16 protein-coding genes are annotated in these 14,997 nt (G+C 49.6%); 7 read left to right on the forward strand and 9 right to left on the reverse strand.

The genetic code is table 11. The annotated features are described in order from the left end of the window. Positions 1-69: 69 nt before the first annotated feature. Positions 70-1,953, reverse strand: coding sequence for a DNA helicase RecQ (recQ, locus tag ACPV3A_RS32000; protein WP_194544346.1), 1,884 nt, complete (start codon positions 1,951-1,953; stop codon positions 70-72). A gap of 187 nt (positions 1,954-2,140) precedes the next feature. Between recQ and ACPV3A_RS32005 the strand changes: the two genes are divergently transcribed. The 4 genes from ACPV3A_RS32005 to speD all read left to right on the forward strand — a co-directional run bounded on the left by ACPV3A_RS32005 (position 2,141) and on the right by speD (position 5,004). Continuing rightward, on the forward strand, positions 2,141-2,914 hold the full coding sequence (locus ACPV3A_RS32005; protein WP_194544934.1) for a helix-turn-helix domain-containing protein: 774 nt from the start codon (positions 2,141-2,143) through the stop codon (positions 2,912-2,914). A 102-nt stretch (positions 2,915-3,016) separates the two neighbouring features. Continuing rightward, positions 3,017-3,478 (forward strand): SRPBCC family protein, encoded by a 462-nt coding sequence (locus ACPV3A_RS32010; RefSeq protein ID WP_220684043.1) that lies wholly within the window; start codon positions 3,017-3,019, stop codon positions 3,476-3,478. 32 nt (positions 3,479-3,510) lie between these two features. Next, complete coding sequence (locus ACPV3A_RS32015; protein WP_220684042.1) at positions 3,511-3,873, forward strand: VOC family protein; 363 nt, start codon at positions 3,511-3,513, stop codon at positions 3,871-3,873. Positions 3,874-4,188: 315 nt separating this feature from the next. Next, positions 4,189-5,004 (forward strand): adenosylmethionine decarboxylase, encoded by an 816-nt coding sequence (gene speD, locus ACPV3A_RS32020; protein WP_194544349.1) that lies wholly within the window; start codon positions 4,189-4,191, stop codon positions 5,002-5,004. Positions 5,005-5,080: 76 nt separating this feature from the next. Here the strand turns inward: speD and ACPV3A_RS32025 are convergent, their stop codons facing one another. The 4 genes from ACPV3A_RS32025 to ACPV3A_RS32040 form a co-directional block, all read right to left on the reverse strand. Next, complete coding sequence (locus ACPV3A_RS32025; RefSeq protein ID WP_426203775.1) at positions 5,081-6,907, reverse strand: response regulator; 1,827 nt, start codon at positions 6,905-6,907, stop codon at positions 5,081-5,083. A gap of 64 nt (positions 6,908-6,971) precedes the next feature. Next, entirely contained in the window at positions 6,972-7,553 is a 582-nt protein-coding gene (locus ACPV3A_RS32030; RefSeq protein WP_220684041.1) for a sensor domain-containing protein, read from the reverse strand. A 399-nt stretch (positions 7,554-7,952) separates the two neighbouring features. Further along, positions 7,953-8,759 (reverse strand): MBL fold metallo-hydrolase, encoded by an 807-nt coding sequence (locus tag ACPV3A_RS32035; RefSeq protein ID WP_339219538.1) that lies wholly within the window; start codon positions 8,757-8,759, stop codon positions 7,953-7,955. Between the two features lie 24 nt (positions 8,760-8,783). Next, the gene (locus ACPV3A_RS32040; RefSeq protein ID WP_426203765.1) at positions 8,784-9,389 is read right to left on the reverse strand and encodes an ArsR/SmtB family transcription factor; all 606 of its coding nucleotides are present in this window, start codon (positions 9,387-9,389) and stop codon (positions 8,784-8,786) included. Positions 9,390-9,689: 300 nt separating this feature from the next. Between ACPV3A_RS32040 and ACPV3A_RS32045 the strand changes: the two genes are divergently transcribed. Continuing rightward, entirely contained in the window at positions 9,690-10,205 is a 516-nt protein-coding gene (locus tag ACPV3A_RS32045; protein WP_194544354.1) for a hypothetical protein, read from the forward strand. A 75-nt stretch (positions 10,206-10,280) separates the two neighbouring features. Here the strand turns inward: ACPV3A_RS32045 and ACPV3A_RS32050 are convergent, their stop codons facing one another. Further along, a complete protein-coding gene (locus ACPV3A_RS32050) occupies positions 10,281-11,135 on the reverse strand; it encodes a VOC family protein (protein ID WP_426203767.1) in 855 nt (284 codons plus the stop codon). Positions 11,136-11,355: 220 nt separating this feature from the next. Next, the gene (locus ACPV3A_RS32055) at positions 11,356-11,799 is read right to left on the reverse strand and encodes an Rrf2 family transcriptional regulator (RefSeq protein WP_426203769.1); all 444 of its coding nucleotides are present in this window, start codon (positions 11,797-11,799) and stop codon (positions 11,356-11,358) included. 280 nt (positions 11,800-12,079) lie between these two features. Between ACPV3A_RS32055 and ACPV3A_RS32060 the strand changes: the two genes are divergently transcribed. After that, complete coding sequence (locus ACPV3A_RS32060; RefSeq protein ID WP_220684036.1) at positions 12,080-13,120, forward strand: LCP family protein; 1,041 nt, start codon at positions 12,080-12,082, stop codon at positions 13,118-13,120. A 132-nt stretch (positions 13,121-13,252) separates the two neighbouring features. On the opposite strand, the gene ACPV3A_RS32065 is transcribed toward ACPV3A_RS32060, so the two are convergent. Both ACPV3A_RS32065 and ACPV3A_RS32070 read right to left on the reverse strand, forming a co-directional pair. Beyond that, positions 13,253-13,417: a hypothetical protein gene (locus ACPV3A_RS32065; RefSeq protein ID WP_164817510.1), complete on the reverse strand. Its 165-nt coding sequence runs from the start codon at positions 13,415-13,417 to the stop codon at positions 13,253-13,255. Between the two features lie 116 nt (positions 13,418-13,533). After that, positions 13,534-14,454 (reverse strand): AEC family transporter, encoded by a 921-nt coding sequence (locus ACPV3A_RS32070; protein WP_339219547.1) that lies wholly within the window; start codon positions 14,452-14,454, stop codon positions 13,534-13,536. A gap of 202 nt (positions 14,455-14,656) precedes the next feature. Between ACPV3A_RS32070 and ACPV3A_RS32075 the strand changes: the two genes are divergently transcribed. Beyond that, positions 14,657-14,997: hypothetical protein (locus ACPV3A_RS32075; RefSeq protein WP_426203772.1), on the forward strand; the 341-nt coding region annotated here is incomplete at its 3' end.

A 14,997-nucleotide genomic window follows, 5' to 3' on the forward strand; every position in this document is an offset into this window, starting at 1 on the left:
TATTAACCGAACGGTTTATTCTGAGTGATGGAACGGGAAAAAGCCATGATTTCCGCCTGTCATGCAAGCCTATTCTTCATAGTCAAACAGATCGTCCCCGTCATTCGACGCACTCTGACCATTCAGGAAGAATTCCAGGAACGGACGGCCATATTTACGGAATTTCACTTCCCCGACCCCTTTGACATTCAGCATCTCATCCTCGCTCTGCGGACAAACCACACTCATCTCACGCAAGGTTGCGTCGTTAAAAATGATGTAGGACGGCACATGCTCTTTGCTTGCCAGCTCACGCCGAATCAAACGCAGCTGCTCGAACACCGTCTCGTTGACGGCTGACGGCGAATAATCGCGGCGGCTGCCGCTTCGCTGGCTGCCTGCGGCTTTGGAAGGACGCGGAACGCGCTGCATCACTTCGCGCTGGCCTTTTAACACATCGGCGGCCTCGCTCTGCAGTTTCACGACAGGGTATTGGCCTTCCGTCAGCGCCAGGAACCCTTCCGAGATGAGCACATTGATCGTCTCGGATATCTCCTTCTCGGTCCGATTCGACATCACGCCATAGGTCGGAAGGCGGTCAAAGCCGTACTCCAGCACTTTTTTCGCCCGGGAGCCCTTCAGCACCGAGGCGACCGTGGACACGCCAAAGCGTTCGCGCATCCGGTGGATGCATGAGAAAATTTTCTGCGCATCCACCGTGATATCGACAAGTTCCCGGTCATCCGTGCAGGAGCTGCACGTACCGCAGGGCTTATCTTCGTGTTCTTCCCCGAAATAATCCAGCATCGCGCTCCTAAGGCACCTTGTGGTGTAGCAGTAATCGATCATCTGCTGCAGCTTCCGGTAGTCGTTCTGCTTGCGCTCGCCCTCCTGGGGATTCTGTTCAATCAGGAATTTCTGGGTCATGATGTCCTGGGCGCTAAACAGCAATATGCACTGGCTGGGCTCGCCATCCCGACCGGCGCGACCCGCTTCCTGCACGTAGGATTCCATATTTTTCGGCATATTGTAATGAATGACATACCGGACGTTGGATTTATCGATCCCCATGCCAAACGCGTTCGTTGCTACAATAACGCGAATATCGTCATAGAGGAAAGCCTCTTGGCTCTCCGCCCGCTCCGCGTCACTCATGCCGGCATGGTATCGACCCGCTAGAAGCCCCTTAGCTATAAGGCGCTGGCATAAATCATCGACCTCTTTGCGAGTGGCGGCATAGATGATTCCTGGCTGGTGGGTATGCGAGGCCGCATAGTCCAGAACGAACTCCCGCTTGTTCTCACCGCGAAGCACCGACATCTCCAGATTGTCGCGCCCAAGGCCCGTTACGAACACCTGCGGCTGTTCCAGTCGAAGCAGACGCTGCATGTCTTCCATAACTTCTGGCGTGGCCGTGGCCGTAAAGGCCGCCACGATCGGACGGTTCGGGAGCCCTTTAACAAAAGGAGCCACCGAGAGATAGCTGGTCCGGAAATCATGCCCCCACTGGGATACGCAGTGAGCTTCATCGACAGCCACAATCGAAATGTCAAGACCTGCCATCTCCTCCCGGAACCAATCCAGTTCAAGCCGTTCCGGGGCGACATATAACAGCTTCAATTCTCCGCGCTTGGCCGCACGTATGCGATCGTTCACTTCCTTGCCGCTGAGCGTGCTGTTGATATAGGCAGCGGCCACACCCGCTGTCGTAAGGGCATCCACCTGATCCTTCATCAAGGAAATCAAAGGCGATACAACCAACGTGAGACCCGGACACAGGAGCGCCGGGATCTGATAACAGATCGATTTGCCTCCGCCCGTCGGCATGATCCCGAGCGTATCTTGACCCGCCAGCAGACTGGCGACGATTTTTTTCTGGCCCTCCCGAAAATCAGGATAGCCGTAATATTTCTGCAGATAATCCCGCGCTGTATCCATATTCATCGATTCTCTATCATTTGTTTCCACATTCATGGATAAAAACTCCTTAATTCTCCTTGGTTTTCCGTTTCGAAAAGCCTGTATCCTTTAAGTTTAACGGCCTTTCCATGAATGGGCAACCGAATCGTAGAAGGAAATTGCATTCGACGAAGAGAACTTCATAAATGTGGAAAAAGGCATGCTATCATGTAGAGCCCAAAAAGTGAAGTTGGTGATCCTAATGAATGACGCACATACCGAAGCCGTAAATCAAACCATTCAATATATGAAGGAGCATCTGGACGAGCCCATGACGGCCGAGCAGCTCGCCGATCTTGCGGGATACAGTCCCTACCATTTCTCCAGAGTATTCAAGCGAGTAACCGGCATATCGCTCAGGCAATACCTGTCCGCGCTCCGGGTTGAATCCGGCAAAATCGAGCTCCTTCAAAGTCCTTCCCTGCTCGTAAAAATCGGAATGCGCATCGGTTTGGCAAGTCCCGGCACCTTCAATACCCGCTTCAAGCAGTTTGTCGGCCTGTCTCCGAAAAGGTTCCGCTCCACCACCGAGTCCCTGCATCGTTACGTGAATCAATATGAGCACAAGCCATTAACCTGGGCAGAGGAAGAAAGACATGCTCTGCCCCGGATTCATTGCCGGATCGAAGCTCCCGAGGCGTTCCGCGGCATGATTTACGTTGGTCTGTTCCCAAGACCCGTGCCTGATCAGAAGCCCGTCTCCGGTACGGCGGTCAACCTCAAGAACCGGACCTGTACTTTAGCCGGCATACCAACCGGAACGTATTATGTGCTGGCAGCGGGCATCCCCTGGAGCCTTAATCCCCGGGATTATTTTCTGCTGAGCAAATCCTTGCGCGGCAAGCGGGAGGAGCCTGTCCATATCGACGAAGAAACCGATCTCGCCGTAAACATCACCTTGCGCGAGCCTCTGCCCTATGACCCGCCGATTGTTGTTAATCTACCTCTGCTCTTATTCGAGAAGGATCGGAAATAACAGCGCAAGGTAGAAGAATTTTTGAATCGCATGTCCCTTTATAATGGAATTGCTGGAAGCGTTATTACGGAACAATGAGCACTATAGATTGGAGGAATAGACATGACCATTATTCAAGAAACCATAATTCAGGCCGACGTGCAGCTCCTCTGGCGAGCATGGACGGAGTCTGCGAGGATAACCGAGTGGTTTGCGCCGGCTGCTGAAATTGAACCGAGGGCGGGCGGAAAGTTCGAGCTTTATTTTAACCCGGCTAATCGTGAATCGATGTGCACCGCGGGCTGCACCATTTTGCAGTATGATGAACCGCATACCCTCGTGTTTGAGTGGAAAGGACCCGATCCCTTTGCGGAAACGATGAATCAGGGGGAATTAACTGAGGTCAAGGTGTCTTTTAGACCTGAACAGGACGGCGGCACGAGAATTACCTTAGAGCATACGGGCTGGAAGGATACCGAGGCGTCACTGCAAGCCCGGGAATGGCATGTGGATGCATGGAAAAGCATGCTGGCCAGCTTAAAATCCAGCATCGAATCCGGTGAAGGCATTCTATGCTGCCAGTAAGACAACCCATGGATTAGAGGAGAAGAGGAACTATGCCCAATCTTTGTGTTCTATCGATCAATGTAAGTGATATGGATCAAGCGACGCGATTTTATTGTGATATTCTGGGATTCGAAATTTCCAAGGTGTATGATGATCAGATCATCAGTTTGAAACATGAAGGCGTTTCCCTTGTTCTGCAAAAATGCGACCGTCCTACGAAAACCGATTACCCGCATGAAGCTCAGGTTATTATCGGACTTGAGACGGCTGATGTACGCGCGGCGATTGCGAACTACAAAACGCAGGGTGTAGAGGTCATCTTTGATACACCGCAGCCGTGCCCTCCCGGTCTATACAGCGCAATCCGGGACCCTTTTGGGAATGTAATTGAACTGCTGGAATTTACGGAGTAATCATGCCGTTTGAGAAGGATCATAGTATCGGAAATACGAAGTGAAGTCCATATACACGCTCGAAGGATATGCTGCATGTAGCAGGTGTCCTTCTCGTCTTGAGGTCAGCCGGGGATTACCGGTTGGCCTTTTTGAGTTTTGAGCAGCCAATACTTGTCTCTATCATCCTTGACCTTCTGTTAATGTTAAACCCGATCCGGGTAAGAACATATTAATGTTAATTCCGAAGGTGAAGCATGGGCAGATTATTAATCGCCGGTTTCGGAAATAATAGGTACTCGAACTGATATATTAACGACACAAGGGGAAATTCATATGGATATGACACCAGAACAACGCGTTACCCTGCACGGGTTCAACAACCTAACAAAATCGCTCAGCTTTAACATGTACGATGTCTGTTATACGAAAACCCGGGAAGAACGAGAGGCGTATCTTGAATATATTGATGAACAGTATAACGCGGATCGGCTAACAAAAATATTGAGCCATGTGGCCGAAATCATCGGAGCGCATGTCCTGAACATTGCCAAGCAGGATTATATCCCGCAAGGCGCCAGCGTAACGGTCCTTGTATCCGAGGGTCCGGTCGTGGAGGTTCCGGAGGAATCCTATGACGAATCGCCGGGGCCGCTGCCGGATAACGTCATCCTGCAGCTCGACAAGAGCCACATTACCGTCCATACGTATCCGGAATTTCATCCCGATGAGGGAATCAGCACCTTCCGGGCCGATATCGACGTGTCAACCTGCGGGGAGATTTCACCGCTGAAAGCCCTAAATTACCTGATCCACTCCTTTGATACGGATATTATGACGATCGACTATAAAATTCGAGGCTTCACGCGGGATATTCACGGGCACAAGCTGTTTATCGACCATGAGATCAGCTCCATTCAGAACTACATTCCGGACGAGGCCAAGGAGCTGTTCGATATGATTGACGTCAACGTATACAAGGAGAACATCTTCCACACCAAGTGTAAGCTGAAGCAGTTTGATCTGGACAACTATCTGTTCGGTTACACGAAGGATAAGCTATCCGAAGCCGAGCAGCAGAAAATCACCGAGCGCATCAAACTGGAGATGGACGAAATTTATTACGGTAAAAACATGGACCGCAGTTACTGATGGTATGCACTCCGATACGCTGCCATCAAACGGCTTTGATGCTGGAAATATGCAAGAGTCAGAAACCAGGCCGGGCTCATAGGAGCCCGGCCTGATTTGCAATTTCTATCGCTTCGTCCCGGTTGCGGACGCCCAGCTTGGCATACAAGGTTGAAGCATAATTCCGTACGGTCCCGTCTGAGAGATACAATCTCATCGCAATCGCCTTGTACCGCATGCCTTGGGAGAGATACTTCAGAATCTCCATCTCCCTTGGTGTCAGATCATACAACTTCAAAGTTGGAGACGACGTCGGATCGGCTTCGATTACGAATGCAGTGCCGCCTTCCTCCTTCATGAAATCGCCCGCTTCCCCATCGAAGAGTTTCGCCGAAATCGCCGGATTCATTAAAGTTCCGCCTCGATACACGATGCGAATGTTCTCGGCAAGTTCACGCGGCTCCATCGACTTCAGCAAATAACCGTCCGCTCCGCCTCGCATCGCTTCGGCTGCTTTGGCCCTCTGCTCAAATGTGGTGAATATGATCACCTTCACTGACGGCCAACGTTGTTTGATCAATCGCGTCGCTGTAATCCCATCCATCACGGGCATCTCCAGATCCATCAGCACCAGATGGGGGTTAAGCTTCTCACACATGTCCAAGGCAAACTCCCCATGTTCCGCACGTCCTACTACCTCAAGGTCCTTCTCCGACTCCAGAATGATGCCGAGACTCTCCCTGATAAAAGGTTCATTATCCACCAATAAAATTCTGATGATTTCATCCGCAGGCTCCAAGATTCTAGGCAAGCTGCAGGTCACAACGGTTCCTTCGTCGGGAGTCGAATAAACCGTGACTTGGCCTTGAAGGCGATAGGCCCTTTCCTTCATGGCACTTAAACCAAAACCTTCCTGGATTTGCACGGTTCCACTGCCGTTATCCAGAATTTCAAGCCGGGTTTGCTGCAATTCGAATTGAAGCACGGCATCAATCCTCGTCGCATTACCGTGACGAACACTGTTGGTTAAAGACTCCTGGAGACAACGATAGAAGGTCATTTTCACCTGCCGGGATACCGGGTACTCTTCACCAAGCACTCTAAATCCTGCTTTTACCCCGGTGTTGCGCTCAAAATCCTCCGTTACCTGTCTCAGTGACTGCACCAGGGGAAGCTGTTCTTGCGGTGAGTCCAACTCATGCAAGTACCCTCTGACTTCATCCAGGCTTCTCCGTGTCAGTTCGAGCAGATTTGACAGCTTACGCTGAGCCGCTGCATCGGTTTCCGTGGAACGAAGCGTTTCCAAGCCCATAATGACCGCCGTATACGTATGGCCCATCGTATCATGCAGTTCCTTGGACACGCGCTCTCGTTCTTCCAGCAGCGTGACCCGCTCGACCTGGGACAAATATTGCTCCAAAATCGTATTATGTGTTCGAATGATTTCATTCTGGCGATAGTTGGCCATCAATAGATGAAAGGCAAATCCTAACGCAAACGCAAAGGCGACATGCTCCATCATCAGCATCAAATCCGTTGATGGGGCGTACAGCTTGATCAGCATTGGAACCAAGATAGCCGCAAGGGGGCCTGTCCATCTGTACGTATTTCCATAGCTGTTCGCTGCCATCAGAAATGCCGGAATGATAAACGACAAGTAAGCCTCCGGGAATGAGGAAGTTAAATAGACGGCGATCCCCCCCGATAACAGGAGCTCCGTTACCAAATATGCTTTATGGTTCAGAAGCAGACACAGCCAGGGTATCGAGAAAGCTGCCATCTCCCACATGACGACGAGCCATAATGATACGGTAAACTGATTCCGGAGCTCTACAAACTTTATGATCAGGGAGATGCAGCCCATCATGCGAATAAAGAGCATGGCCCAGTCGTACCACTTCCATTGTTTCACTATATCAAACAAAGCATTCACTCCCTGCAGTTCCTTCACGGTTCCTTCCTAATATGACATGGCCCCCACAGTGTGTCTACCTACAAACCGAAAACATCCACTGCGTGTACCGGCCGCTCCATCTCGCCGCTCCCTTAGCGGCCCATGACCCTGCATAAGCAAACAGAACGCCGACTCCCATCATAAGCAGAGACTTGGGCAAGGTATCGATGCAAATAGGCCCTACGTTGATATCCGCAAAGGAACTGATACATGGGGCCAATATCCATAGAATGGGAACGATAAAGAATATAACGGCACTGAACAAACTCGCGATGCCAACGATAAACTTCAGCATGAGTACCGATACGGCTTTCCAATTTCGGATGTCCGCCAGTTCCCCCTTAGCCTGAATCCAGAGGGAGCCGGATGTTGTTCTCTTCATAACAGGTTCGATCGTTATGTCCGTATAGAACTTCGTCTGGATCCGATCATAATTCATGAAAGTCCATGACGATCGCATTACAAAGGTAAGAACCGGTATCCCGATCAGGGTGAAACTCATGCCGAAGCCAAAAAAAAGGCCCACAAGATAGTAACAAAAATAAAACACCCCGGTTCCAAAAGTCAGCATCAAAAAACAAAAGTTCAGCAGGTACTCCCTCAGCCATTTCTTCATAGATTAAACTCCTTTCATGTCTTCATGACCTTGATACTCCTGTATCCTACTGCACTCGTTGTCATGTGCAACAGTGTCAATATGTCATATGACACGCCTTCTCAAAGAAGTGACTGAATGTAGCTGGCTGTTAGTAGAAGCCATTCAGGCGCTTATCGGGAGTGGAGTCGTTGATCCGGACACTCGTAACCAAAAAGGTCGCTCCGTCCATTTCCGTTCCAATCAGCTGCTGCTTCGTCAAGAGGCCTGTGCTCTGCTGGACAAGGCCTTTTAACTACTACGCCCTTCCGCTAGCCTCGAAATAAATTAGGAATCGAAAAAGCCCTGCACCCCTCGGTGCAAGGCTTTTCATTTCTTCCCATGGCGCTTGCTTGCCGGAGAAGTAACCGGATAACGGTGCTAAAATTGAACCGAAAATCCGTTGAACCGGTGAATGCCCGTTCCAAATCGGACAAGGTCCTTTTCCCGCAGCTCTTGAACCGCCTCTTTGACCACGACCAGCCATGCCGGATCCAGTCCAAGTGTATTGTGAGAACCATAGATGCGCTTTACACCATCGAGATTCGCGATCCGCTCCAGCGAGTTTACGAGATCCTCCGGACTTGTCGTTGGATAAAAAGCATATATCGGCGTCTCATCATACAATAAATCCCCTGTGAACAAGTAACCCCGGTGTACATCAAATACCACGATATGTCCAGGCGAATGGCCCGGCGTGTGGTAAATAACCAGACTCCGCCCGCCCAGCTCGATGACATCTCGATCCCTTAGAATACCGGTCGGTTGCCCCTGGTAAGGGGTATAGGTTGCCGGATCGAAGGAAGCCGGTACCGGCCTCGTGATATCACGTGAAATGTCCTTACGGATTTGTTCAATGGACAGCTTCTTAATCCCGCTGACGAGCCAGTCCTCCTCAGCCTCATGCACATAAATCTCTCCGTACTGCCCATGACTGCCGATATGATCCGCGTGAACATGCGTGGTTAGCACCACAACAGGTAAATCCGTCAGCTGATCGGTCATCCGCCTCATGTTGTCGATGCCAAGTCCCGTATCAATCAGTGCGGCACGCTCGCTTCCGATCAACAGAAACGAATGTACCTTCTCCCAATGTCCGTATTCACTGATCGCGAACGTGGTCTCATCCAGCTGCGATACGGTAAACCATGCATCATCGATAACGACGTTATGTTGATGATTCTCCATATGTAATGACTCCCCCATCAAGGATTATCGAATGGTGATATCCTCCTGATTATCTTGAAATGCGATCAACGACATATAGTAATTTTTCTCTTCCGTGGACACAGGCGTATGGCCTGTTTCGGCCGTCTCCATCGTAAAGTGTTTATTCATGAGCTGCTTGAACTCATCCACAAAAGCATGGAAGCTCTCCTTTGTTGCATGAAAACGGTAGGTCCCTGCAATGTTTTTTCGATAGTGTTCGCTTGTGCTGTCCAAGGCAAAAGAAGAAGCCGGCGCGCTTTCGATTTTCGTCCGGGTAACATCGAGTGTCTCCATAAATACCTGTCTGGATGTTTCCACCAAATCCAGGCTCGGCAGCAAATGATCCTCCGGAATGAAACGGATTGCGACGGCGCGATAGTATTTCTGCACGATACCGTTCTTCTCTTCCTTCCGGACCACGTGAATGATGCCGTGCTTCTCCAGCTCCTTCAGATGAAAGTAAATATTGTTCCGCGTAATGTCCAGTACCTCGGCTAGCTGCTGTCCGGTGTAGGCATCTTTCACGAGATTCATCAGGATCTTGGTGCGCAGGGGATCGGCAATCGCTTTGAGCTGTTCATGAGTTTTAATTCTATAAACACCAGTCATTTTAATTTTAACACCTCCATACACTTTACCGGTAAAATTTATTTTACCGTCTTTTGTGTTTCATCCTATCATGATCTTTATCCGCAGGTCAACTTGCTGCCCCTACGATTTTTCCGTTATACCAGATTGGAGCCGAGTGCGAGTCAACGATGATACCATTTGGCAATACTGTTATAACACGAAGGAAATCACGCACGGATCCCGTCTTATACATTTAGCCTGCTCCCCTTAAGCAGTTGAATTGTGATATATTATCCACAATCGTATGTACGACACTATGACGTTCAAAGGATGTGCCTCATGTTTGACCCGACGATATTCGAAAATTTAAAGGTTGGCATCGAAAACGCGGTCTACGATCTCGATAACCTCGATGAAATCATTCGTGTTACCGATCGGAAGGATCTTCTGGATATGGCCACGTTATCCAGAAGTTTTAGCCTCCGGTTCGAGCTGGCTGCGTCATCCACAACTTCAGCCGAAATTTGCCTCGAGACCGGGCTCCGGGATTTGGCGGCCGAGATCTTGGAAATTCCGGAAGGTCAGCCAGCCTGCGAGCTGAAACTCCGCTTTTATAAACATATCGCTGATGCTTCCATAGCGTGTCCGGCTATTGCCCAGATCATAAAGGAGATATGGAATCCGGAGCTTCCTCCACTGCAAACGATACGGTACACCTACAGCGATGATCCGGTACCGCTTCACAACACGATCGAGCTTCGCTTTCCTCGTAGAATCAACGAAGAACAGATGGGAGATATCCCGAATATCCTGGAATTCATGCTTCGTACGCTGGGAGAATTAGACCAGATATAACTTAAAGATAACCGAGATTTCTCATAAAGAAAGCCTGCCCACGATCATCGCGGACAGGCTTTTTAACTTATATTATTAAGCAACAACCAACCGGATCCAGATATCCGAAGGATCTTGAACGGCCCAGACGCCATCGCGCTGCTCCAGGCCCAGTCCCGCCTCACGGATACGGCCGGTTACCGCTTCAAGCTCTTCATGGCTCGGAAGCTCAATCGTATAATCTTCCATCCCCGCAGCGCTCCGTGGTGTGTTCGGTACACCGATTCCTGCCCAAACATTGAGCCCGATATGGTGATGGTACCCTCCCGCAGATATAAACAACGCAGCGCCGCCGTAATGGGCTGTCAGCTCAAACCCCAGAACATCGCTATAAAATACGCGGGCATCATGCAGGTTGGACACGTGGAAATGCACATGCCCGATAACCGTCTCTTCAGGAAGTCCATACCATTCCTTGTCCTTGGAGAGAGCCAGCAGTCCTTCTACATCGACAGGGTCGGTAGTCATCACATATTCCCCATTGGCATCACGCTTCCAGGTATCCCTTGGTCGGTCGGCATAAATCTCGATGCCGTTCCCGTCCGGATCATTAATGTACAATGCTTCGCTGACCAAATGATCGCCTTGACCGACAGGAATGTTATGGGCAATCAGATTGGCAAGCGCAAGCCCGAGCGATTCCCGATTCGGAACCAGAATTGCAAAATGGTACAGACCTGCCGTCCGGGTCTGCGGTCTCACCAGATCTTGAATTTCCTCTATAATCAGCAGCGGCTGTTTGCCGTCTGCCGTCAATTCGGCAACACGGCCATGCTGGCGAAGCATTTTCAACCCGACGACTTCTGTATAAAAGCGAACAGATTGTGCCAGATTACTGATCCGCAGAGAGACCGGGCCAAGCTTTGTGGATGGATGTATAATGGCTGTCATATTCTCACTCCTTGAATGTTGTGGTTAGTTCATTCCATATATTCAGGTCAACGTCAAGTTCAACTTGTAATCAAATCAGTTACATCTTGCTTGTAATCATTATAGTTACAGGGCATCCTTGTTGTCAAACCCAGTAATTTACAAGTACATCGAAGAGTCGCCAACATTTAACCAAAAGAAAACGCCCATCCTACATAAGGATCGAGCGTGTGATTTTCGCTTATTCACTTGATGTTCCATTCGCAGAGGCATCAATTTTCCGGACAATCTCTTCCAGATTCACCTCATGCAGCGTGTTCTCCATGGCCTTCTGGGCGGCTGAAAAAACGGGGACAATTGCCGTTTGAATATGTTTGCCAACAGGACATTTTGTGTCCGAATTCTCATGAATGCCAAACAAGGAATCCTCCTGCACGACATGAACGGCATGATAAATATCCAGCAGCGTAATCTCGGACGGTTGCTTTGCCAGCTTCGCTCCCGCTACGCCAGGTTTAACCTCCACCAGGCCCGCTTTGCTCAGCATGCCTACGACACGCCGGATAACCACAGGATTCGTGTTCACACTCTCCGCGATATAATCTGAGGTGCTGACGCCAGCCTTATTCATCTCCAGCACGGAGAGAATATGAATGGCCACTGCAAATCGGCTGCTTATGTTCATGTGACCCCTCCTGACGGACCAAATCTTCAGATGACTATCATATCATGTAACCATCATAGTTACATTAACCCTTAAAGTCAACGGTGAAGCCGCTGCCCCTTAATCCAAAATCAGGCACTTGATATACAAATTTCAAAATTTTTATGGGATATAATGTAATTTTATGTTGATTTTCCCGAACTTTTCACTATAATTATCACAACACATATTGGTAAAATCAACCTATTCAAACATAATCCAGGCATCCCTGCATGATCCAAAACATTCAAGGAGGAAATCCATGGATCCCAGCCAACATCGAAATGAAACGTATACTATCAGACGTCCTCGAAAGCCCAAACGCCGTCTCAAACTCAAAAAATGGGTAGGAGTATCCTTTACTATACTGATTCTCTTAGGCGGACTAGGCTATATTTTCAGAAAAGAATTGTCCTGGATAGCGTTTCAGGCTTTTTTCGCGAAAGATATCAAACATACGCTCGAGCAATCCTACAAACCTGTTGGTCCTTCTGATTCGCCCGAGCCTATTGCGGAGGCAACGAAACCATTCTCGGTTTTGCTTCTGGGCGTTGATCAACGCGAGGACGAGCCTGCCCGTTCCGACACCATCATCTACTCTGTCATCCGACCTGACCTTAATAAAATTTTGCTTGTCTCCATTCCGAGAGATACCTACACCGAAGTCATCGGCAGGGGAGTCACCTCCCGAATCAACTCAGCTTACGCCCACGGCGGCGCGAAAATGGCCATGGATACGGTTGAGCATCTGTTTCAGCACCCTGTCGATTATTATGCAGCAATCAATTTCCACGGATTAACGGATATCGTCAATGCATTGGATGGGATTAAACTCCCCATCGATAAAGTCATCGAGAACAAGAGCGCCCGTCATATCAAATTGCGGATCGAGCCGAACAAGCCGGTTTACGATGGAACAGAGGCATTAAATTATGTAAGGTACCGGGAGGATTCGGATTTCAACCGTACCATGCGTCAGCGCATATTCCTCAGTTCCTTAATGGATCGGGTATTTGAATTGAAAAATATAACCAAAATCCCGGAGCTGATTCGTATCGGAGGCAGCAATCTCACGATGGACTTAAACTCCGATTTCATTTTCAAGCTGGCCGAAAACCTATTTTTTAATGACTCCCCACCGACATTTGAGAATTACATGCTAAAGGGAAAAGATCTAGTGATCCGCGGCGATTACTTCTATGATCCGGACGATTCGGACATCCGGTATATTCAAGAACTGCTTGCCAACTGGTCTGATGAAGAGACCAAGCTGGAAGATTTGATGATCCCAGGTGCGAAGTGAATCTGATCACACGAGGTTGGATGACGCCTGACTAAGGTAAAGCTTGCTATGAAAAAAGCCGATTCATGATAAAAAACCTCTCTTTCGCGTATTACGAAAGGGAGGCTTTTTAAAGAATACCATCTGCTCCTTCTAGAACATCGGAAATACGTATTTGATAAGAAAATACAAAAATCCAAAGAAGATAATCAGATAAGCCACATACTTAATTAACGTAGATGCTACCCTGCTGGAGTCATTCCGCTCCTCGATATTGCGGGTCTCGATCTCCACGTCTCGGTCACGCTGCCTGCTCATAGTCTCCACCTCCATCCGATTCTTTAGTTGCAGATGTTGGTTATTTCTTAACGCTTACTACTCTTTACACACACGTCTGGAGATTGAACCAAGCTTCAGGTCAGGAGATGGCAAGCTTAGAGAAAGCCGATCATGGCAGGCAGAACGATAAAGGAAGCCAGCGTGGTCCACAGTATGCACCTGGATACCAGCTTGGGCGCGGCATCATATTGTTCAGCAAGGATTACCGCATTCACGGCTGCTGGCATCGCCGACAAAATCAGGATGACCGCAAACAAGGTTCCCTCAATGGATAAAATCGCGAGCAATCCCCAAGCCACCAATGGGCCCGCCAGCATTCGCATCGCCATGCCCGACCAGAATCCGCGCTTGGAGACGGCAGAAGCTCCGCCATCCCGAACCCCGACCATCTGGGCTCCCAGTATGACAAGAGCGAGCGGCGCATAAGCCGCGGACAGCATGGAAACGCCGGTATTCAACCCTTCCGGAAGCTGAAAATCCGCCAACCGGAAGAGCACGGCGAGTCCCGCCGCGTAAACCGAGGGGAGCGTAAACACCGATTTGATCGCCTTTGCGGCGGAAAAATGAGATCTCGCTGCCAGGTACACCCCTAATGTATTCATAATGATAATCTGCACAATGACATACACAGAAGCTTTATCCAGCCCTGCTTGCCCGAAGGCAAGCAGAACGAGGGGAAGCCCGTAATTCACGCTGTTGGTAAAAATAGTGGTCAAGGCGAGCCCCGATTTCTCTGTCTGGGACAAGCCCAGCATTTTACCGGCTAAGGCACTCAGCACCCAAAGCGCAATCACATTCAACAAGCAAAACGCAACCGTTACCGTGACCTCATTCGAGGTAATCGAAGCCTTCTCCAGCGTTTCGAAGATCAGAGCCGGGCTCAGCACATATAAAGACAGGGCCGAAAGGCCCTTGGTTTCAATGCCCTTGAATCGCTTGAGCAGTGCTCCGCCGATGACGGGCAGCGATATGGGTAGGAATACGCCATAAATCGTAGCTAAGAAAGAAGAGATCATGAGGTCCACCTTTATGCAAAGTAAAAATTCTTGGTCCGCCGCTGTTGTCATTTCAACTAACGTATCCCGTTGGTTGAGCCATAAATCATCGATTATTTGCACTTTGGAAAACTAGCTATCCTCCGACGGATTTATAATCGCCAGAACCTGATGATCCACCCACTTACCGTTGATCTTTGCATGGCTTCGAGAGATGGCTTCTTTGTATAAGGTCGACGACAGCCATCCAAGTTTGCTCCGGACCACGCACCGAGCGCACAGGGAACAGCGCGCTCAGTGCGTGCACACAGGCGCCGCCGCGCTCGGTGCGTGCACACAGGGGACAGCGCTCGGTGTGTGCACACAGGGGACAGCGCTCGGTGCGTGCGCACAGGGGACAGCGCTCGGTGCGGGAACGCCGCGAACGGTGTACAGACATAAGACCTGCTCCGTGCGGACCGTGATTCCGCTATTTGCAAACAAAGGTACTAAAATTAAGCTTAAGCGGACACTTGTTCCGCTATTGCCGGCATATCACAGCAAAAAACAGGCAAAAGCCGAGAA

Origin of the sequence: Paenibacillus sp. Dod16, from assembly GCF_049893405.1 — a bacterium.
Classification (GTDB): Bacteria; Bacillota; Bacilli; order Paenibacillales; family Paenibacillaceae; genus Paenibacillus_AQ.